Origin of the sequence: Paenibacillus silagei (genome assembly GCF_017874735.1) — a bacterium.
GTDB lineage: Bacteria > Bacillota > Bacilli > Paenibacillales > Paenibacillaceae > Paenibacillus_AQ > Paenibacillus_AQ silagei.
The window spans coordinates 44,667-67,218 of sequence record NZ_JAGGLV010000023.1 but is presented as its reverse complement, the minus strand read 5'-3'; the positions used below and the strand labels follow the sequence as shown (position 1 = coordinate 67,218).

The 22,552-nt window shown below is 49.5% G+C and carries 11 protein-coding genes; all 11 read right to left on the bottom strand.

Annotated elements, in window-relative coordinates; genetic code table 11:
- Positions 1-19: 19 nt before the first annotated feature.
- The 11 genes from J2Z70_RS26160 to J2Z70_RS26110 all read right to left on the bottom strand — a co-directional run bounded on the left by J2Z70_RS26160 (position 20) and on the right by J2Z70_RS26110 (position 22,546).
- Positions 20-4,630, bottom strand: coding sequence for a non-ribosomal peptide synthetase (locus J2Z70_RS26160; RefSeq protein ID WP_209878034.1), 4,611 nt, complete (start codon positions 4,628-4,630; stop codon positions 20-22).
- Between the two features lie 50 nt (positions 4,631-4,680).
- Positions 4,681-7,716, bottom strand: coding sequence for a type I polyketide synthase (locus J2Z70_RS26155; RefSeq protein ID WP_209878031.1), 3,036 nt, complete (start codon positions 7,714-7,716; stop codon positions 4,681-4,683).
- Positions 7,717-7,740: 24 nt separating this feature from the next.
- Positions 7,741-13,215 (bottom strand): type I polyketide synthase, encoded by a 5,475-nt coding sequence (locus J2Z70_RS26150; protein WP_209878029.1) that lies wholly within the window; start codon positions 13,213-13,215, stop codon positions 7,741-7,743.
- A gap of 354 nt (positions 13,216-13,569) precedes the next feature.
- Positions 13,570-15,291 (bottom strand): thiol reductant ABC exporter subunit CydC, encoded by a 1,722-nt coding sequence (cydC, locus tag J2Z70_RS26145; protein ID WP_209878027.1) that lies wholly within the window; start codon positions 15,289-15,291, stop codon positions 13,570-13,572.
- Positions 15,288-17,048 carry a thiol reductant ABC exporter subunit CydD gene (gene cydD / locus J2Z70_RS26140; protein ID WP_209878024.1) on the bottom strand — a complete coding sequence of 587 codons (1,761 nt, stop codon included), beginning with the start codon at positions 17,046-17,048 and terminating at the stop codon, positions 15,288-15,290. Before cydD ends, cydC begins: the two co-directional genes overlap by 4 nt.
- Positions 17,049-18,062 carry a cytochrome d ubiquinol oxidase subunit II gene (locus J2Z70_RS26135; protein ID WP_209878021.1) on the bottom strand — a complete coding sequence of 338 codons (1,014 nt, stop codon included), beginning with the start codon at positions 18,060-18,062 and terminating at the stop codon, positions 17,049-17,051. It abuts the gene before it with no gap.
- Positions 18,059-19,426 (bottom strand): cytochrome ubiquinol oxidase subunit I, encoded by a 1,368-nt coding sequence (locus J2Z70_RS26130; RefSeq protein ID WP_209878019.1) that lies wholly within the window; start codon positions 19,424-19,426, stop codon positions 18,059-18,061. The genes J2Z70_RS26135 and J2Z70_RS26130 overlap by 4 nt, the downstream gene beginning before the upstream one ends.
- Positions 19,427-19,704: 278 nt before the next feature.
- Entirely contained in the window at positions 19,705-21,237 is a 1,533-nt protein-coding gene (locus J2Z70_RS26125; RefSeq protein ID WP_209878017.1) for a carboxylesterase/lipase family protein, read from the bottom strand.
- Positions 21,238-21,424: 187 nt separating this feature from the next.
- Complete coding sequence (gene mnhG, locus J2Z70_RS26120; protein WP_083684257.1) at positions 21,425-21,781, bottom strand: monovalent cation/H(+) antiporter subunit G; 357 nt, start codon at positions 21,779-21,781, stop codon at positions 21,425-21,427.
- Positions 21,771-22,064: a Na(+)/H(+) antiporter subunit F1 gene (locus tag J2Z70_RS26115; RefSeq protein WP_209878015.1), complete on the bottom strand. Its 294-nt coding sequence runs from the start codon at positions 22,062-22,064 to the stop codon at positions 21,771-21,773. The genes mnhG and J2Z70_RS26115 overlap by 11 nt, the downstream gene beginning before the upstream one ends.
- Positions 22,064-22,546 carry a Na+/H+ antiporter subunit E gene (locus J2Z70_RS26110; protein WP_036725030.1) on the bottom strand — a complete coding sequence of 161 codons (483 nt, stop codon included), beginning with the start codon at positions 22,544-22,546 and terminating at the stop codon, positions 22,064-22,066. The genes J2Z70_RS26115 and J2Z70_RS26110 overlap by 1 nt, the downstream gene beginning before the upstream one ends.
- Positions 22,547-22,552 lie beyond the last annotated feature (6 nt).

Genomic DNA, 22,552 nt, shown 5'->3' with positions numbered 1-22,552 from the left:
TTCTTGTCCCTGAGTGACCTTAATTGAACTTTGCCAAGATGAAATCTAAATCTTCCATATCCACATCGTCAAAATCTGCAGCGGAAACTCCATCATCCTCAGATTCAATACAGTAGCTGATCATCCCCCTAAGCGTATCCGTGAAAGCATTGGCCTGCTGCACGATGTTCTCCCCGGAATGGATATTCGGGTTATATCCCCACTCGAAGGTTAAGCGCTCTTGCTGGATATACCCGTTGACTTCAAGCAGACTGACTCTTGTATTCTTCAATCCCCTGGTATACAGCGGTTCTCCGGTAATCAGCCGGAAATGTGCATGCTCGGAGGTTTTGTTATCCAAATGCCCCATGTAATTAAAAACAATATCCATAGCTTCACGGGGGTAATCACTAAGCAAGAACTCGAACTTACGCTTCTGCACGGCAGCTAATCTGTCTTTCACTTTTTTTAACGTAGCTCCAGTAGTTGAAATATCACTTGCGGAAAAGTAGAAAGGATACAGGTTGGTAAACCAGCCTACCGTTCTTGACAGATCCACCTGATCCGCAAGCGTATCTCTTCCGTGACTTTCCAGATATAAGGTATGGTCTGCCCCATCCCATTCATGCAGCATCGTTTCCAGGGCGGCAATCATGACCTCAATCGGCTGAATGCTGTAATGCTTAGGCACTTCAATCATTAGCTTGGCGGTATCTTCTTCCGATAAGGAGAACAGGCAGTGCTCTGCTTCTCCTTCAAGATTGTCTATGCTGGACCAGCCTCTTTTGGTTTTTCTTGAATGAGCCGCAATTTCTTTGGTCCATTCCTTTTTTTTGCTCACTGCTTCATGGCTGCCGGCGTATGCTTCTGCTGCGTTGCTCCAGCTTATGAAGGATGAGGTTTTCTGCGGAAGCCTGACTTCCCGCTTGTCTATTAAGGCTTGATAGCCATTCAATACATCCTCAGCGATGAACCTGAAGGACACCGCGTCGCATACCAGATGATGTGCTGTCAATACCAGTCTGCTGCTTGACCATGTATCGGACACAATTAGCAGACCTTTAAATACTTCTCCCGCTTGCAAATTAAGAGATTGCTGAAAAGCCGTCAATTCCTGCTGCATCCGCTGTTCATAGTCATCACAAGCTGGAATCTCTACTGTCTTCAGGCGTTCGCTGTAGGCAAACGGCAGAATATCCGCATACCTTGGAGCCTTTCCGGGAAGTACACGGGTTCTTAACAAATCATGCTGCCGGCACACTTCATTGAGTGCTTCATTCAATCGCCCAGCATCTACAGTCTGCTTCAATTCAAAGCTTACAGACTGATTCCAATGGTTATTTTCCGGGAAATTATTGGTGAAGAACCACTGCTGGATAGGTGTCAACAGGTAAGTACCTGTAACCTCTCCCTGATCACAGCAGATGTGTTCAACTGCCGCAGCCTTTAAGGCCATTTGTTCAATACATTTATCATCGTAAAAAGACTTTAATTCGAGCTTAATTCCTGCCTCTGCCGCCTTAGCAATAACCTGCATGCTGATAATGGAGTCTCCGCCAATTTCGAAGAAATGATCATGGATACTAACCCGCTCAACTCCTAAGAGCTCACACCAGATTCGTTCCAGCGTTCTTTCAATCTCTGTGGTCGGTTCAGCAAAATCGTTCTCCGCTTCCATAGGCTGGCCTAAGGACGCTAATCTGCTGTTATCCGGCTTACCATTCATATTTAGCGGAATGGCCTCAAGCGTATAAAATGCTGATGGGATCATATACGAAGGTAATCCATCGTTCAAAAAGCTTCTGATTTCTGTCAGAGTCACTGCTTCATCCACAACTAAATAAGCTGCCAGATAAAGATTGCTCTTGTGGTCAATCTCCGGGATAACAACCGCCTCAATCACTCTGTTATGAGAAGAGAGCTTATTCTCAATCTCTCCGATTTCGATCCGGTGTCCCCTGATCTTGACCTGATGATCTATTCTTCCGGTAAAAACAATATTTCCGTCGTCCAGCCAGCTTGCGTAATCCCCCGTCCGGTACAATTTACCGGGACCATAGGGATTATCTATGAATTTCTCCGCTGTCAGTTCCGGCCTGTTCAGATACCCCCGGGCAATGCCTACTCCTGCTATACATAATTCTCCAATAATTCCTTTTCCACATAAGGAAGTATAATTCATAATATAGATTTGCATATTGGAAATTGGCTTGCCGATCGGAATTCTATTCGGGATTTGAACAGTCCTTTCGTATTGCCAGTCCGACGCACAGACCGTAGTCTCGGTAGGTCCATACGCATTGAAATATTCAATCGGCTCTGGCAAATTCTCCACCAGATTGACGCTTGCTGCTGATCCCGCTGTGATCAACAGACGGATTCCGACGGGTCTATCCGCTATTACATTCCAGTATGGCGGCGGCAAGGTGGCGACGGTTACGTTATGCCTTTTCAGCTCCAGTTCCAGCAGATTCACATCCAGCGCTACTTCTTTGGTAATGATGCATAGTCTTGCACCGGTGAGAATTCCCATAATCATTTCCCAGACAGAGGCATCAAAAACAAGATTGGCAAATTGCAGGATCGTATCATCCGTGGTCACTTTGTATTTATCCCAAAAATAATCTCTCAAGTTAACAATACCGCTGTGTTCCACCATAACGCCTTTGGGCTGACCTGTAGTTCCCGAGGTATAGATTACATAAGCAAGATTATCCGGATTACTGTGGTCCGTAAGATTGTCCGTGGACTCGGCATCGATATGCTTGTCACCCATTGAAATCTGCTCAATGCCTGCATAATCCTGATGGATGCCGGAAGTTATCATATACCGGACTTTGCTGTCTTCCAGAATATACTCCATCCGCTCCCGGGGATAAGCCGAATCTACCGGCATATAAGCTCCGCCAGCCTTGGTTACCCCCAGTATGGCAATGATGGCCTCAATGGATTTATCCAGCATAATGGCAACCAGACTCTCGCAGCCCACACCGTATTTTCGCAGACGATGTGCCAGTTGATTGCTGCGGTTATTCAGTTCTCTGTAGGTAATCCTCTCATTGCCGCATACTACGGCTACTGCCTCTTCCCGGAGCGCCGCCTGGGTCTCGAATAACTGCTTGATGGTCTGTGGCTTATAGTCCGTAATCTTTTCGTTAAAAGAGTAGAGTATCTCATCCTTTTCTTCTTCCGGGATCATTTCAATATTTTTTATAGGCTGATTGTCATATTCAGCAATGAATTGCAGAATATTCAGATAATAATCCTTAATCTTTTCAATCCGCTCCCGGGAGAATTTATCCGATTTATACTCAAACCAGGCGCTTAACCCATCCTTTTCATCATTGACTTCCAGCGCCAGATCAACCTTGGCCGTTTTTAAATCCAGTTCTTCGAACTCTATGTAGAAATCCTTTGTTGTAATATCCTTTAACGCATTGGTCTCATAACTGAACACCACCTGATAGATCGGGGTGGACAGCAAATCTCTTTCTACCTTCAAGTCCTCTACTATAAAATCAAACGGCAAATCCTGATGCTTCAAGGCCTGCATCACCTGGGCATTCTCCGCCTGGATATAATCGAATAATTGTTGCTCTTCACCAATATTACTGCGGATCGGCAGCATGTTCAGGAAGCACCCGATGATGCTCTGGCATTCCTCTTCATTTCTGCCGGTAACCGGGACCCCGACAATAATATCGTTTTGGTGTACATACTTATGCAGCATGATTTTGAGTGCGCTCATTAACAATACAAACAGTGTAACCCCGTGTTTTTTTGCAGCAGCTTCCAGTTTTACTTTCATCTCCTTGCGGATTGAAAAAGCTACCCGTTCGCCATGATAGGTAAGCCCATGACCGGCCGTGTAATCCGTTGGAAGCATACAGCTCATGCTGCTGCCCGACAATTGTTCCCTCCAGAACTTAAGCTGATGATCGAACTCGCCTTTGGCAATCCGGTCATTCATGTGAATGACATAATCGTAGTATTGCACAGCGGGTTCGTGTACAGGTTCCATACTTGCGCCTTCATAGGCTTCATACTGTTGAAGCAATTCTCTAATAAAAATGCCGCTTGAATAACCGTCCGATACAATATGATGCCAAACAATTTGTCCAATCCATTCGGTCTCACTCAGCTTGTAACAGATCAGGCGAATAAGCTTGCCCTCAGCTAACCGGAACGGCTGTATTCCTTCCGTGTACATCCTTTGCCTGATACCGTCAGGCGATGTTTCCATCCCTGCCTGGGAGCAATCATACATTCTGAAGGCCGGCTCTTCGGTATCTTCGCTGAGCTCAACCTCAAGCTGTCCTTGTCCTCCCTTGAATTTGGAACGCAGCACCTCCTGCTGCTTAACCACCGTTCTGAAGGCCTTGTGCAAAAGCTCCACTTGAAGTTTTCCATGGAATTTCACATAACCCGAAACATTATACGTAATCGATTCATTGAAGAGCTGTTCGACATACCAAATTTTCTTTTGCATATAGTTGGAAGGCAACACTGTCAACTCCGGTGCTCTCTTGCTGACCCTATGCAGCCCTTTGTCTTGCAGGATGATCTGTCTTTTCTTTTTTCTTTGTTCCTCCAAGAGACTCTCCAGCAGCAGTCTCTTGGCGTCCGATAAGGCATTGACTCTGTTTTTCACGCTTCCGCTTTCGTTGTTCTGCATCTCTCCACACCTCTAACTGTCCATATTTAGACTGCATCCAAATCGAGGCTTTCTGACAACTCTTCCAATACAAGGTCAGCTACATTCTTGACAGTCGGTGCTTCGATAAACAGTTTCAACTGCAATTCAATCCCATAGAGTTCCTTAATTCTCAGGACGACTTGTGTGATCATCAGAGAATGTCCGCCAAGCTCAAAGAAGTTATCGTTGATTCCAATCGGCGTGATCCCCATAATATCCTGGAGGATTTCCACTATACTCTCTTCAATCGCATTGTCAGGCTGTTCATATTCCACCGATATATCCGGCCGGTTATACTCTATCGTGTCCGCTTCTACAGCACTGTCTGCTGAGAGCTCCCTATCCCAGCCGTTGCTTCCAGCCGCTTCATAAGCCTTCTGCTTGCCAGCTTCAATCCAATGTCTCTTCCTTTCAAAAGGATACGTCGGCAAAGGGGTTCTGAATAAGATTTCATCTTCGTAATATTTTGCAAAATCAATGGTTAGTCCGCTGATCCAGGCCTTCTTTACGAACTCCGCCAGAAATTTATTATCATTCATCGTATTTTTAACGCCGCGGACCGTTTGGAACAATAGGCACTCTGCGTAGTCTTTCAAATTATCCTGCATAAAGACAGAGAGCGTTTTTCCCGGACCCACTTCGATGAAGTATTTATAATTTTTCTGTGCCAAATGAAGTGCAGCATCTTTAAATCTGACGGTGCCCAGCATATGCTGTATCCAATAGTCAGCACTCATCGCCTCTTCCGGCTTCAGCCACTCTCCCGTGACATTGGACATGATCGGGATCATCGGCTTGTTGAACGTCACCGTCTGGAGCACCTTCAGCATGTCCTCCACTGCACCCTGCATCATATAGGAATGAAAAGCATGGGAGGTGTGAAGAATTCTGTACTCCCGATGCTCTGTAATCTGTTCGACCACTTCCTGCAGCGCTGCGCTATCCCCGGCCAATACCACCCGGTTCTCGGAATTAATCAAGGCCAGTGAGACCTTCCCGTTAATATAGGCCTGCGCTTCCTGCTCGTTCATGTTCACATACAGCATTTCGCCCGCCGGCAGACTTTGGATGATCCGGCCCCGCATGACCATTAATCTAAGACCATCCTCGAGTGAGAATACCCCGGCCAGACAAGCGGCTACGTACTCTCCAACACTATGCCCCAGCAGAGCTTTGGGAGTAATTCCCCAATGCATCAAAGTCTTGGCCAAGCAGTACTCAACGGCAAATAGAGCAACCTGTGTATTCCGGGTTTCTGTGAGTGTCTCCTCACCCTTAGCATCCGCTTGATCTGCAAAGATAAGCTGTCTTAAATCATAGTTCAACTGCTTCTGAAGGATTTCGAAGCACTTATCCAGCTCATGCCGGAATACAGGCTTCGTATCGTACAGTTGTTTTGTCATATTCACATACTGCACGCCTTGTCCCGGGAACAGGAACACAATTTCCTTTTCGTTCTCATTTGGAGATTTCACGGCAGGAAGGCTGCCGCCCAATTTATGAATCAGATCTTCTCTGCTGTTACAGACCAGACCGCCTCGATAGGGCAGTCTCTTTCTTCCGATATTCATCGTATACAGGATATTCCGGTAATCAATGTCTTCATTATTTTGCACAAAATCCAGCAATTGTCCGGCCACCTCTTCATAGGCGGTCTTTGTCTTTGCGGATAGCAGCAGCAATTGGAATTCCTCATTACTCTCGACTTTGCGGGTGTCGATCGCTTCTTCCAGGACTACATGAACATTGGTCCCTCCAATGCCAAACGAGCTGACGCCTGCTCTTCTTACCCCGCAATCCGGGTTCCAGTCTCTGAGACGGGTATTGACATAGAAAGGCGAGTTCTGCAAATCAATGTTAGAATTCGTTTCTTTATAGTTGATGCAGGGTACAAGCTTCTGCTTCTGGAGCATCAGACTGGTTTTAATTAACCCGGCCGTACCTGCTGCAGAATCCAGATGTCCGATATTGGCCTTAACTGCACCCAGGGCGCAGAAATTCAGCTTGTCCGTGGCTTCCGAGAAGGCTTCTGTAAGTGCTTGTACCTCTATGGGGTCCCCCATGGGAGTCGCTGTTCCATGAGTCTCAATATAAGTAATCGTTTCTTCATCTATCTCGCTTAGGATCTGGGCGCTCTTAATCGCATTGCGTTCGCCTTCAATGCTTGGTGCCGAATAACCCACCTTTGCCGAACCGTCATTATTAAAGGCGGCTCCCTTAATGACAGCGATGATATGATCGCGGTCGTTCACAGCATCTTCCAATCTTTTCAGCAGCACGGTTCCTACTCCGCTGCCGCTTAATGAACCGCTGCAATCTTTATCAAACGGCCGGCAATGTCCGTCCTCCGCGAGAACCTCTCCTTTGATGTAGAGATAACCGCTATCCTGAGGAAGCGACAGGGAGCTCCCTCCGGCAATGGCCATATCGCATTGATAATTCAGCAGAGCCTGACAGCCCAGAACTACGGCGGTCAGGGAAGTGGAACATGCAGTCTGCACGTTCACGCTCGGTCCCTTCAGATTCAGCTTGTAGGAAATCATGGTCGAAGCATAATGAACATCGTTCCCAATCCATATTTGTCTGATCTCCGGAGTGGAATCCAGATCCATACTGGACATAATATTCTTCAATAAATACTTGCTGGTTCCCGTTCCGACGAATACGCCAACCTTCCCTGCATACTGGTCCGATTGGTATCCGGCACTTTCCATCAGCCGCCAAGAGCTCTCGAGGAGAATTCTTTGCTGCGGGTCCATCAGAGCCGCTTCCCTGGGTGTGAATCCAAAGAACGCCGCATCAAATTGCTCAATATCATTGATTTTGAAGCCGCACTTCCTGTACTCCGGATTGCTGAGCAGTTCTTCCGGTACCCCTGCTGCCCGAAGCTCCTCATCGGTGAAGAAGGTAAGCGACTCCGTCCCATTGCACAGATTCTCCCAATACTGCATTACGTTATCTGCTCCCGGAACCTGGCAGTCCATTCCGATAATGGCAATATCGAGGTCTCTAAGATCATCATTCTGAGCGGATATTTCCATGCTTCTGTATCCTCCTTTCCGTTTTTATTTAGATAATAGAAGTGCAGCCTCTTCTTCTGTCAGATTCTCTAACTGGTCCAATAATGCTTCGAGGTCTGCTTCGGATTCGTCTTCAATAATTAAGTCGTTAATGTCATTGAAGTGTTTTCCGGCCAAGTCAGCAATGCTGATTCCGCCCAGAAGGTCAACAATGGAAATGTTAATACTGCATTTCTTATTTATTTTATTTCTGATCTCTGCAGCGATAATGGAGTCCACTCCAACCGAACTGATCGGCTCATCAAGCACAAGTGCTTCCTTCTTGGCATGAATGGTCTCTGCGATGATCTCAGCGAAGAAATCCATGATAACTGCACTTTTTTCTTCTATGCCGGAGGCTTTGGCCAGAATGCTGAATAAGTCCGTCTCCTGCGCGTCCCCTGCGGTATCTTCGCTTTGCTCGGCTAGGTGATTGTACAATGCCGGCTTGCCCGGATAATTATTAAGCGCAAGCGGCCAGTCCGCTTCACCGATTACCGCATGGCATAGCTGTTGTCCGAACACTCTTTCCAGAGCCTGCATGCCATTCACTGCGTAGATCGGGTTCATGCCTCTTTGATATTTATAATGATCAATCAAATTCTTTTCTTTAACCATCCCCACACCCCATGGTCCCCAGCCCAGACTCAAAGCGGATTTGCCTTTACTGCGGCGGTAGCAGGCCAGTGAATCCATAAAGGAATTCGCTGCGGCATAATTCACTTGTCCAACCGCCGTTACAACCGAGCCGGTGGATGAATACATGATGAAAAAGTCCAGTTCAACCTCTTCAAGATATTTATGCAATAACCAGGCGCCTTTAACTTTGGTGTCATAGACCTCATCGAACTCATGTTGCTCCATCTGCATCATTAATTTGTCTTTGACTACACCGGCAATATGGACTACACCGCCGACCGGCATGGTTTCTTCATGAATCAATCTATGCGTAAGCTCCCCGACTGCTGCTTCATTAGCGATGTCCAGCGCGGCTACTTCAACAGTACAGCCTTTCCGTTCAAGCTCATTGATAAATTGCACCTGGCTGTACAGCTTATGGGATGAAGCCATCACTTTTCTTTCTTTTTTACCAGGGAACGGAGTACGGCCCACCAATACAAAATGTCTGGCTCCCTTCTCGTACATCCAATTCACAGTGATTTGCCCGAGTGAGCCCATGGCACCTGTGACCAGATAAATCTTATTGTCCGCCATAGTTACCGGGATGTTCCCGTCCAGATCGTAGATATGCTCCAGTCTGGCAACATAACGGACACCGTTTCTATACGCCAGCTGATCTTCACGTGTATAGTTCTCCAGATCATTGATCAAAAGATCGACAGAGGCGGGGTGATGATCGATATCCATACTTGCTCCCCAGCTTCCAATGCACTCGGAGTGGCTGATTACTCTGCACATACCGATAGCCGCTCCCTGCAGGACATCAACTGGCTCCTTGCCGTCAACACTGACTGCCCCTTGGGTAACTGCCCAAGTACGATATTTCACGGAGTGCTCATTCAAAGTATTCATAACATGGCGGATACTGTTGACAGCCTTCTGCTTGGAAGCCTCAATAGCATCCGTGTCCATCTGATCATGACTTGTAATGTCCATACCCCACAGGTGGATAATGCCGTATTCCTGCTCTTGATCCATGTGCTGAATCAGCTTGATATAATCCGCTTGATTATTGCTGACAATAACACTGCCTGCATCCTGGTTACCGGGATTCTGATAATCCGCGTAGAACCGTTTGCAGTTATAGCCTCTGCCGCTTAGGTTCCCGGCAATCCTGTCACCCATGCCGGAAGCATCACACAGCACAACCCAGTTCGTATACGAATGTCGAGCTGCGATCAGCTGCTCATCGTTCTCTACCTCCTGAGCCTTCCATTCAATGCCATAGAACCATTCTTTCAGATTCTTCTCGCTAAGCACGGCAGCTTCCGGACTTTTCTCTACGGATCTGGCCACAAAGTTGTCTACAATGACAACAATGTTGCCTTGCTCATCATAGATTTCAATATCCCCGGCAATGAACTCCTTACCCGATTCCTTCACTATAGAGCGGACCCGCAATGGACCGGATGTGTTACCGTATACGACGACTGAGTCCACCGTATCCGGCAGCTTAATATCAACTTGTCCGTGATCTCTCAGCTCATCAAATTGATTAACGAGAAGCGACTGAAAGGCAGCATCAAGAATTACCGGATGCAGAATATTATCCATGTCCTGGATGCCTAACTCGTCCAGCATGCAGATCTCAGCCAGGACTTCATTATGATTAATCCATACCTTCTTAAGCCCCTGGAACATAGGGCCGTAGGTGAAATTCATTTTCTCCAGCAGCCCGTAGCATTCCGCCTGATTCAGAATTTCCTTGGCACTGTGCTTAAGAGCCTCCAGATCGGCTGTCCGGTTGACACTCCAGGTCTGTTTCCTGACAAATTCCCCGCGGAAATTCTCGGTAGTTCTAGATACATCGCCATCTGCCAGGCTTCCGATCTTCACCACACCATGCTGCGGATCATAGTTAATAGACATGTGGCCGGCATTGTTCTCATCAAGGAACAGCGCTCTTTTAAAGTGGATATGATATAAACCATATACCTCATCAATGCTTAATTTGCTATAATCACGGAGCATTTGGAACGCGGCTTCAATGAAATGGGCACCGGCCAGCAGTACACTGCCATTTACACAATGGTCTGAGACGAAAGGCATAATATAATCATTGATTTCCGCTTCCCATGCCGGAACCACGCTGTTCTTGCGGTATCCGATAAAAGGATGCTCTTTCTGTCCAAGGCGTCTCTTCATATGCTCTTTGGATTCCTTCCAGAACCTCTCATGCTCCCATTGATAATGCGGCAGCTTTACATACTTAAAGGTTCCTCTGTAGATCCGGGACCAGTCAATTTCATAGCCTGCACAGAATAGCTCAGACAAGGTTCTAAGCATTCTTGGTATTTCCGGATCATTTCTGCGGAGGGAGGGCGAGATCAGAACTTCTATATCCTTCTCACTCGCAAGCTCACTGACTGAATTCGCCAGTACCGGATGAGGGCCAACCTCAACAAAACAGGAATAGCCTTCCTCCAAAATCTGTTCCATGGCCTTGGCAAAGTACACGGAACCGGATACATTCAGCCACCAGTATTCATTATCCAGCTCCGGCCCTTCCGCCAGCTGGCCATTTCCGGTGGTATACGTTCTGATTTTGGTTGGTTGCGGATGAATATCGCGCAGGGCTTCCAGCAGCTCCGATTTAATCTCGTTCATGAACACGCTATGATAAGGTACGGTTACTCTTAAGAACTTGTTAAAAATGCCGTCCGCTTCAAGCCTGCTGCTGATCTCTGTAAGACAGCCCATATCTCCGGACAGGGTTAAGCTAGTATTGCTGTTGATTGCGGCAATAGATACTTTGTCGTTATTGCCAGCAATCAGCTCTGTGGCCTGCGCTTCATTCAAAGCAACCGCGAGCATACCGCCTTTACCCGTCAGCCGCTGCTGGAGCATACTGCGGTAATACGAAATCCGGACCGCATCTTCAAAACTGTAGACACCGGCAGCATACAATCCTGCCACTTCACCCACACTGTGTCCGATAATCAGATCCGGGACGACCCCCATGCTCTTCCACATCTCAACCAAGGCCACCTGCACCGTAAAATTCAACGGCTGGGAGACTTCGGTGAACTGCATGCTGGATTGTTCCTCATGAATCAGGAATTCATCCATCAATGACCAGGACAAGTATCGGGAGAACTCAGCGTGGCACTTCTCGACCGTATTGCGGAATACCGTATTCACATGATAGAGCTCGCGTCCCATCGCGTACCATTGGGGACCCATGCCGGTGAAAATAAACACCAGTCTCTTGTCTTTACCTTCATTGCCCACAACCACATTCTGCGGCAAAGTATCCTGCTGATAATCTGTCAGACCCTGAATGATCTCCTGTATATTCCCTCCGAATAACACAAGGGATTTCGGGAATTTCTCACGTTTGGTAAGTGCGGAATAACAAATATCCGGTAAGCTTTCGGCGGTTTGATTCAAAAATTCAGTGTATTCTGCGGCAAGAGCCTTTAAGGATTGTTCTGTTTTTGCGGAGATGGTTAATACTTGAGGCAGTTCTTCGTTGACTGTTCCATCGTACGTTCTGTCACCCGTTATTCCCTGTAAAATCACGTGCGCATTGGTTCCGCCAAATCCGAACGAATTGACACCGACGATGGCATCTTTACCATCCTGCGGCCAGCTTTCATTGGTTAAGGGAATTCTTAGCCTCAGCTTGTCCAGATCAAGCTCAGGATTAAGCTCTTTCATTCCGATATGCGGCACAATCTGTCTGTGATCAAGAATGCACGCCGCCTTGATTACCGATGCTACGCCGGAAGCTGCCTCCAGATGACCGATGTTCGGTTTGACCGAGGCCATGATACATCTGTTATCTTCCGTCCTGTGCTCTCCAAAGAATTCACCGACCGCATTGACTTCAATGGGATCACCCAGTGCTGTTCCGGTTCCATGCAATTCGACATACTGAACTTCATCGGAGGCAATCCCTGCTCTCGCATATACATCCTGCAGCAGCATCTTTTGGGATTCGCCGTTAGGTACCGTAATACCATTCGTTTTTCCGTCCTGGTTCACAAGGCTCTCTCTGATCACGGCATACACATAGTCGCCGTCTTCGAGCGCTTTTTCCAGACTTTTAAGGACAAGGATTCCGCCCCCTTCCCCCCTGACATAACCGTTCGCAGCAGCGTCGAAGGTCTTGCAGCTTCCGTCCACCGACAAGAATCCGCCTTTGGATTCGGCTATGAAATATTCCGGGGCATAGATCAGTTCCATGCCGCCTGCCAAGGCCAGATCGCATTCACCATTGTGCAGACTTTTGCAGGCTTCATGAACAGAAACCACCGAGGACGAGCAGGCTGTGTCTATGGATAGAGAGGGACCCATTAAATTGTATATGTACGAGATTCTATTCGATAACATCGTCATCATGCTTCCTACTGCAGCATGGGTTCCAATTTGTGCAGCGTCAGCAAATTGCAGAATTTTATAATCGAGCGTAAATCCGCCGATAAACACACCGGTGCGGGAACCGCTCAGACTGCCGGGCTTAATTCCTGCGTCTTCTAGAGCCTCCCAGACAATCTCCAGCATTTGCCTCTGTTGCGGATCGATCTGGTCTGCCTCTCTGGCATTAATCCCAAAGAACTTTGCATCAAATTGATCAAACTTATCGATAAATCCTCCGCGCCTGGCGTGGCTTTTTCCTTTTACCTGTTTGTTAGGATGATAATATTCTTCAATACTCCATCTGTCCTCGGGAACATCCGTAATCGTATCCTTGCCTGACTTCAAGATGTCCCAGAACTGTTCTACATTATTTGCGCTTCCCGGGAACCTGCAGCCCATCCCCACAATCGCCACTAGCTTGTCCGTCTGCTTATTCATACCTCTCGCTCCTTTTACTATGCTTATCATTCACAACTGTAAATCACAAAAAAATTCCATTGACTAACTATGTATTATTTTGCATAAATATGCATTTTACAACGGATTGGTAGACTTCAGAGTAGTGATAATTAACTATTACCATTAAAGGGGATGAATAGGTATAAAGTAGGGAGAATTAGTATAGGAGGTAATATTTACATTTAACAAGATAAAAATAGCATATATCCCAAAATTAAAATGTGACTTTCTTCACCAAAAAAAGGCTCACCTTAAGGTGAGCAGCATAATCATATCGATGGTCGCATTGTTAATCAATTCACGAATAATCGCCTCGCGGTAGAGACCTTTTGCCTATAGCTCTCCAATCATTTGCAGCTCTATTTGCTTCATACGGTACAAATAGCCCCTTTGCTCCATTAGCTCCGCATATGAACCTGTTTCGATGACCCTGCCCTGCTCCATGACGATAATCCTGTCCATGCTTTCCAGGCCGGTAAGCCGGTGGCAAATGAGCAGTAAGGTATCTCCGGCAGCTTGTTCGTAGAGACGGGTTAATACGCGCTCTTCCGTTACATAATCCAGCGAAGAGGTCGGTTCATCCAGCAGCCACAACCGCCCTTTGCGGAGCATGACCCGGGCCAGCGCCAGACGCTGCTTCTCCCCGTCGGACAGGTTCTCTCCTTTTTCGAATACCACATCATGTAATGCCACATCCGGCAGTTGAGCCTTAGCGAGAGCTTCTAACAATACTTCGTCAGATGCTTCTTCTCCATTCAGCAGCAGGTTGTCACGGACTGTTCCACGGAAAAAATGACCTTGCTGTAAGACGACATTCGAGGCTTCCCAAATGCCTGACTCATCCAGCTCTTGTACCGGAATGCCGTTCAAACGTATGTCCCCGGAAACAGGCGTGCGCAGCTTGAGCAGCAGATCGATCAGCGTGGATTTGCCGGAACCGCTGGGTCCGACCACGGCTGTTCTGGAGCCGGCCGGGAGGTGCAGCGACACCTCCGTCAGCGCGGGCCGCCACTCGTCATCATATTGGAATGTAACACCGGACAGCTCCACCGAAACCGGATTTCCTGCGGGCAGAGTGCGGTCCGGCTGCACAGGTAAATCAGTGGCAGTCAATACGGTTTCAGTCAGCCTTTTGGCCGCATGCTCACTGTCTTGCTTATAGGCTGGCAAAGTGGCCATGGCTCCAGCTTCTTCAAACACCGTCTGTGCGGCCATCACAAGCATCGCTAAAAACACGCCAGCCAGCGCACCCTCCATAATTAGATAGGCCCCAAGCGTCAGTACACCCCAGGAAATAAAAAAGGTTACAAAGGTGTGCATCGCCTGTCCGCGCAGCAGATGACCTGCTGCACGCTGCTGCTCTGCTGTCAGTGCTGCCGAAGCCGCCTGGAGCTGCTGCTCCCGCTGCGGCAATTGCCCGTACACCTTCAGATCGCGGAAGCCGTACAAGACCTCGGTGACTTCCGTTGACAGCAGCGCCCGCTGCTTACGGACGCGGCCGTGTATCGACCGCTGGCCCAGCAATACGATTCCCGGCACAACCAATGCGGTCAACAGCATCCCTATTACGAACAAGCAGGCCATCCAGAATGAATAAGAAGCACTGAACACCATGGTTGCCAGAAAGACCGTGATGACGATCACCGGCGGATAAGCGACACGCAAAAAATAATTCTGCAGGCTCTCTACATCGCCGACAATCCGCGCCAGCAGATCTCCGCTGCGGTTCTTGTTCAAGATACCGGGCGTTAACGGGATCAGCCTGGCAAAAAAGTCTGTACGCAAACGGCTAAGCATGGAAAAGGTTGCTCTGTGCGAATACAGGCGTTCCCCGTAACGGCTTGCCGCCCGGAGCAGACCCAGCAGCTTGACCAGCGCGGTAAGAACGATCAAGGTATAGAGCGGCGGCATAAAGACCGTCTGTGAAATCAGATACCCGCTTGCGGAGAACAGGGCCACACCAGCAGCGCCGGCAATAAACCCTCCCAGAATCGACAGGAGTATATCCTTCCGCTCTGCTATCATGGCCTTGGACAAAATCGCCAGCTCGTTCATGCTGACCCTCCTTTTCGCTGAATACGGGCCATCTCGGCATATTGAGGCACTCGTTCAAGGAGCTCGTCGTGAGGTCCTGCCGCCGCTAATACGCCATGGTCCATAAACAAAATGTGATCCGCTTGCCGGATCGTATACAACCGGTGTGCGACTGTGATCATCGTTGCATTTCGAGCCAGCGCGGTTATGGAGCTTTGCAGGATTTGTTCGGTCTGCAAGTCGAGGCCCACCGTAGGCTCATCGAACAGGATCAGAGCCGGACGTTTCAAAAAGGCCCGCGCTAAAGCAAGACGCTGCTTTTCCCCTCCCGACAGTCCCCTGCCGCCTTCCCCGACGTAAGTGTCCAAACCCTGCTCCAGCCCGGCAACAAGCGTTGAGAGTCCCGCTTCCTCTGCGGCCTGCCTGATTTCTTCCCTGGAGACCTTACGCCCGGCACCGATTGCGATATTCTCAGCAAATGTGCCGGCAAAAATATAGGGGTGCTGCGTAATATAGCTGACCTGCTCAAACCATGAGTCTTCCTCCCATTCCGACAGCGGGCTTCCATTCACCAGCACTGTCCCGGATACCGGCTTCAGCAGTCCGGCAATGAGATGGAGCAAGGTTGTTTTGCCCGAGCCGCTGTGGCCGACGATGGCAACATGCTGTCCCGGTCCTATGGAGACGGGGCCGGCCTTAAGCTCAAATGAACCGGGTGCATATTGGAAATGAACATCCTTCAGCTCTATGGATGGCGGCATCTTGAGAAGCTTGGCTGAGGACTGCCCGCCCCCTTCCGGCTGTGCACCGGTGCCGCCGCCTATTTCCGCAAGCATCTGCTCCACCTTACGGACCGCCCCCATACTGGTCCGCCCGCTGTGAAAAGCGGTGCCTGTATTCTTGAGCAGGTTAAAAAACTCGGGAACAAGCAGCAGCACAAGAAAGGCCGTGTGGAACGGCATCGATTTGAATACGAGCAGTTGAATAGCCAATTCAAGGGCAACAATCCCAATGCTCAGCATGACGATGGATTCCAGCATAAACGTATTCGTAAAGGCAACCTTCAAAATATCCATGGTCGCGTCACGGTAACCCAGGCTGCTGCGCTCAATCTGCTGCTGCTGGCGGCGGGATTGTCCAAATATTTCCAACGTCACGAGCCCTTGAAGCGAATCCAGGAACGTACCGGAGAACTCTGCAAGCTGCGCATATTTCTCTTCGGATTTGTTCTTCGTTTGCAGTCCCACCAGAATCATAAACAGCGGGATGAACGGTGCCGTAAACAGCAGAATGAAGCCGGTATTCGCATGTAAAACAAACGTAACCGCCAGAATCAGAACCGGGATGATCGCTGCTTCCACCATCCGCGGCATGTAGTGACTGAAATAGCTGTCCGCCTCGTCCACTGCATCCAGAGCCACACTGACCTTCCCCCCTGTCTGCCCCCGCAGCGTTGAAGGCATGGAGGCACGGGTAAGCTTCTGCAGCACGGATGAACGCATATTTGCCTTAGCGGCGGCTGCCATAGCCAAGCCTATTCTTCCATTTCCGTATAACAGCAAAGTGCGGATCGCCATCACTGACAGCAGAAGAGCGAGCAGCAGAGCAACCGAGGATAAGGAAGCCTTCTCCACGAACACCCGCTGGACCGCTTCCGCCAGCAGCCCGGCCTGACTTACAATCGCAATGCCGAGCATGAGCGACAGGAGGGTCAGCATAACCAGCCGTTTTCGTTGCCCCGACATTTGCTCAGCGATCAGACTTGTTTTGCTCTTCATTTATTTCTTTCCTTTCACATAGTCTGCGTCAAAGAGGAACAGCTTGAACACCAGAATCAGGGAAGGAATGAGCAGGCACATACCCCCGATGAACACAATGACCAGCGCCAGACCCATAGCCGGTGAAGTGATGCTGTTCTCAAGCGTAATGAACGGGTCCAGAATATAAGGATATTGCCCGATTCCGTAAGCGAAGAAGGCGCATAGGAATTGCAGCATGATGCTTATGAACGCCAACCCGTAACGGCGTCCGCTGTACAGCAGCCACATGGCAAGCATGAAGAAAGCAACAGACAGCGCAAGCAGCCACCATAAATCCATCATATTTTGAAAATGCCGCTCATTGTGCTGGCCCAGATAAATAAAGGCCGTCAGCGCGATAACAATGGTCGGCGTGCTCCAGAACAGCGCATAAGTACGCATAAGCTTCAGCGCGGGTTGATCCTCTGCCCGGGAAGCATAAAAGGCCAAAAAGGAGGCGCTGATGAACAACACAGATACAATCGCCAAGCCTACAATGCTCCAGGATAACGGGTTAGTGAACAATGCCCAGTAATCCAGAGACACGGTCTCTCCCCGCTTAAAGATAAAGCCGCCTTCCGACAGGGTAAGTGCCACGGACAAGGACGCGGGAATCAGCAGGCCCGAAGCGCCGTACAGGAACAGATATACGATGTTATTCTTGGAGCCGTAATTCTCGAACGCATAGAACGAACCGCGGATCGCGATCAGGATAAGCGCAATGCTTCCCGGAACAAGTAGCGCCGAGCCGTAATAATAAGCGGTATCCGGGAAGAAGCCGACAAGTCCAATATAAAAAAAGACGAAAAAGACATTCGTAATCTCCCAGACCGGCGATAAGTAGCGGGAGATCAAACGGTTAATCAGATGATCCTGCTTCGTCAGCCGGGCATAAAAGGCAAAGAACCCGGCTCCAAAATCAATAGAGGCCACAATTAAATAGCCGTATAAAAACAGCCAGAGCACTGAAATTCCAACCAGCTCATAACTCATTTTGCGTGCTCACCCTTTACTGTTGATTTGCCGCCGGGATGCTGATTCCACTTCTCCATCTCGGTTTCTGCCGGATTGTCCTTGAACATGCGCCGCAGCACAAGCACACATACCGTGCCTAACAGGATGTACAGCAACAGGAATACGAAAAACAGGATTCTTACACTCGGTGATGTCGTAGCCCCCTCTTCTACACGCATGTATCCCCTTAAGATCCAGGGCTGCCGCCCGATCTCAGCGTAGAACCAGCCTAGCTCGACTCCCAAAAAGGCAAGCGGTGCGCCTAACGCGATCGCGCGAAGCAGCCATTTGTTATGCTCATTGCGTTTTTTCCAGAAGACAAACAGGAAGTACAGGAATGAAATGCCTAATAGGGCAAACCCGACACCGACCATCAGATCGAATAAATAGTGAACCAGGAGCGGCGGCTGCTCATCCGCAGGGAATTCATTCAGACCGGTCACCTCTGCATTGAAATCGCCAAAGGCGAGGAAGCTGAGAAATTTGGGAATGTGCAGTGCGCCCAGCACCTCATGCTCGGCGTTAAGCCACCCCATCAGAATCAGATCGGCTCCGCTTTCCGTTTCAAAATGCCACTCCGCCGCAGCCAGCTTCTCCGGCTGATGCTCAGCCAAAAATTTCGCCGACGTATCTCCAGCCAGAGCGTTCAGCAATCCAAACACCATCACCACAGCCATCATCAGCTTCAGCGCTTTTTTATGGTATTCCGAGACTCCCTTTCTGAGGAGTGCAAACGCGGCGATACCCGCCAGCAGTGCGGCTCCGGTCAGATAGGCAGAGCTTAAGACATGGAACACCTTGGAGAACGTCGCTGTATTCAGCATCGCCTCCACCGGATTCACCGCTGTGAATTGCCCTCCGGCCATAGCAAAGCCCTCAGGCTGATTCATGAACCCGTTTACGGTCGTGATAAACACAGCGGACATCCCGGCACCGGCAACAATCGGGATCGTAAGAAGCCAGTGGATATACGGCTTCTTGAACCGGTCCCAGGTATAGAGGTAAATGCCCAGGAAGATCGCCTCAAAAAAGAACGCAAACACTTCCATAAATAACGGGAGCGCAATCACGTTACCGGCCAGCTTCATGAAATTAGGCCAGATCAAGGCCAGCTGCAGTGAAATCGCCGTACCGGTCACCACGCCCACGGCCACAGAAATGACAAACCCGCGGGCCCATCTCTTGGCCATCAGTGTATAGTGAGGGTCTTTTTTGCGTATGCCCATGAATTCAGCAATGGCGATCATCAGCGGAACCCCAACGCCAATTGTTGCGAAAATAACGTGGAATCCCAGTGTCAAGCCTGTCACCAGTCTGCTCCACAGCACGGTATCGATGCCCATTACGTTAGTGCCTCCTTATAAAAATCGTAGATATTTTGAATTATTATATCTTTAATTTTAACTAAATCAGCTCCGGTCACCTTTTTGCCTTCAAACGTTCATGAAAGCATCAACTCTTTATTACATCTTGGTGAATACAGCCGAAACTACTCTATCGGGCTATTGTTTGATAGAGAATAACATGCTACGGGACTGTCCAGTAATAAAAACAGCGGCAATCTAAGACTCAATAAATAAAGTCTTAAACTGCCGCTGATCCTATCAAGAGCAGAATCCCCTCAGACCGGACTGCCAGTCTTCTTGAAGTACTGCTGCACCAGAAAATTCATGATCTCGCCGGGTTGTTCTCTGGAGAACTCCGCCTTGTCTGCGAACAGCATCCCGTAAGGTGCTTCCGGGGTGTACGGCTCCCAGTGCGGCAATGCTTCGCCTGTCGAATCTTGTCCGTTCGGGTCGCCGGTACGGATGAAGTGGGCGGTATAATTGCACATCTGGCGGGCCAGATCATAATGCTTGCCGACAAACGGCCGCCAGCACTTGGCCAGCGTCTCGAAGAAGAACCACAGATCCACCGAGTGGAAGGTGCCCGGGTTATCCCATCCCGGAATCTCCGCATCGAAATTATAGTAATAGAGCGGGGTTTCGCTTCCGGTATCCGCATTCGCCTGCCCGGCGATCCGGATGGCGTATTCGATTCCGCTTACCGCTGCCCGCTCCGCCGCTTCCTGAACAGCATCCGGCCTTGCGCCGCTAAGCTTCAGGAAGGTCTCCGCATCCTCCCCGAACATGTCCGCCGCAAGCTGCTTGAGCTCCCCGTAGGACTGCACCTTCGGAGTGCTGAAGAACTCCGAGGAGGTATGGCCGAGCATAACCGGCACCTTCAAGCGTCTATTCTGCACGAACAGATCGAACGGATTCCCCACCTGGAACTTCTGGTCCGCAACGGTGCCCCAGAACCCGCCAAGCGCCACTGCCTTGTCCCGCAGATAGACCGCATCCAGCTTCCGCGCTTCCGCAAGTGTGGATACACCCAGGTACTTGAAGAACTCGATGCCATCCTGCTCTGCCTCCTGCAGTGTCCCCCGGAGCGGCGGCAGCAGGGTTCCCGGATACAGGTCCGTGAAGATTCCGCTTTCAACAATCGCCCGCTGAAACAATCCTTCGTTCTGCGGAGAGGTAAGCTGGCTCATGACACTGCCGCCGCCCGCTGACTGCCCGCCGATGGTGATGTTGTCGGGGTCACCGCCGAACGCAGCAATGTTGCGCTTCACCCAGCGGGTAGCGGCCTGCTGGTCAAGGTTGCCGAAGTTGGCAGGTGCCTCCGGTGATTCCGCGGTAATCTCGGGATGGCAGAGGAAGCCGAAGATATTCAGCCGGTAGTTAATCGTCACCACAACAATCCCTCTGCGGGCAATCCGTTCTCCGTCGAACTCCATCTCTGCCGGATGGCCCACCTGCAGCCCGCCGCCGAAATACCATACATAGACGGGTAGCTTCTCGTCCGCCTGTTTGGCCGGGGTCCATACGTTCAGGTACAGGCAATCCTCGCTCATCGCAATGTCAGGCTCCACCGCCCACTCACGGGTATAGATATTGTTATCATCCAGCTCCTGTCTGACCTGCATGGAGACCGGTGCGAACTCGTGGGCCTGAAGTACACCCTCCCAGTCTTCGGCAGGCTGCGGTGCCCGCCAGCGGTTCTCCCCTACAGGCGGTGCTGCAAACGGTATTCCCTTAAAGCTCGTAATCCGGGGATCGGCTGCGGGCAAGCCTTTTACCGTGCCATTCTCCACATTGACCATTCTAAGCATATTACCGTCTCCTTTACATCCACATCGTTGCTTACCCCCAAATTCTAATAGACCCCTTGCCCCAAAACAATGATCTAAGCAGGGCCATAATTGATCTATTCTAACATGCTGGCGATTCTACAGTATAAGGAAAGACACCCTGTTTGGTATCCGGCTGATCTCCACGCGTTCCATTCACTTCAAACTATTATTTTGACGTTTCCTTGCTTTCTTCCCCCAGCACCTTCAGGTCATCCTGAACGCTTCCCTTCCATAAGGGCACTCCGGAACGGTAGGCAGCCCGGCCATTTAAGTGACCTGCTACCGGTGAAGTGATGAATACAAATACAATCGCCAGCAGAAGCTTGACATTAACCGTTCCGTCTTTGAACCAAAAGTACAGGAAACCTCCTGTCAGCAAACACAATACCCCGAAGGTTGCACTTTTGGTAGCCGCATGGGAACGCAGATAGACATCGGGCAGCCGGACTAAGCCGAAGGCACTTAAGCCGCAGAAGACTGCACCCATTACCACAAGAATAGAGCTAATCAGTTCACCTGTCATTGGGGTTCCCTCCATCCTCTATAACGGCTCCCCGTTCAATATATCTGGCCAGTGCCGTAGTACCAATAAACGTCAGAATTCCGATAACCAGAATGACTTCTATAAAATCCTGGGTATCCAGCAGCATACTGAAGACGGTTATCATAGCGAGTACATGAATGCCGATCGTATCGAGTGCGGCAACCCTGTCGGAGCGGGTTGGCCCTTTCAGGAGACGGAACAGGCAGGCCAGCATCGCCAGAGCCAGAATGATCATGGCCACGGTTAGCATAACTAGGATCATTAACGGGTCACCTCCCTGATCGCTCGTTCGAAAGTGCCTCTAATCTGCGTGACCAGCAGCTGTGCATCTTTAATATCAATAGCATGAATGTACAGCGTCTTGCCATCCTTCGACACATCAAGGGTCAGGGTTCCCGGTGTCAGACAAATCAGGCACGAGAGCAGTGTAACCTCCCAGGGCGTGGCCAAGGCAGTCTCATAAGCAAAGATACCTGGACGTATAGCCAGTTTTGGACGGATGATATGGCCAATGACCACGAAATTCGAGACCGTAAGTTCACGGGCAAAGATCAGCAGAAGCTTCAGTACAGCCCATATACGTATGAGATAGAAGGTCCGGGGCTGGGACCTGGATTTCCTAAATAACAGTAAAAGTCCGATGCCAAGCAGATAACCTACTAAGAAGCTTGAGCCAGAGCCATTGTTATTTATCGCCATCCACAGAAAGGCAATCAACAGATTAAACAGGAATTGTAAGGCCATATATTC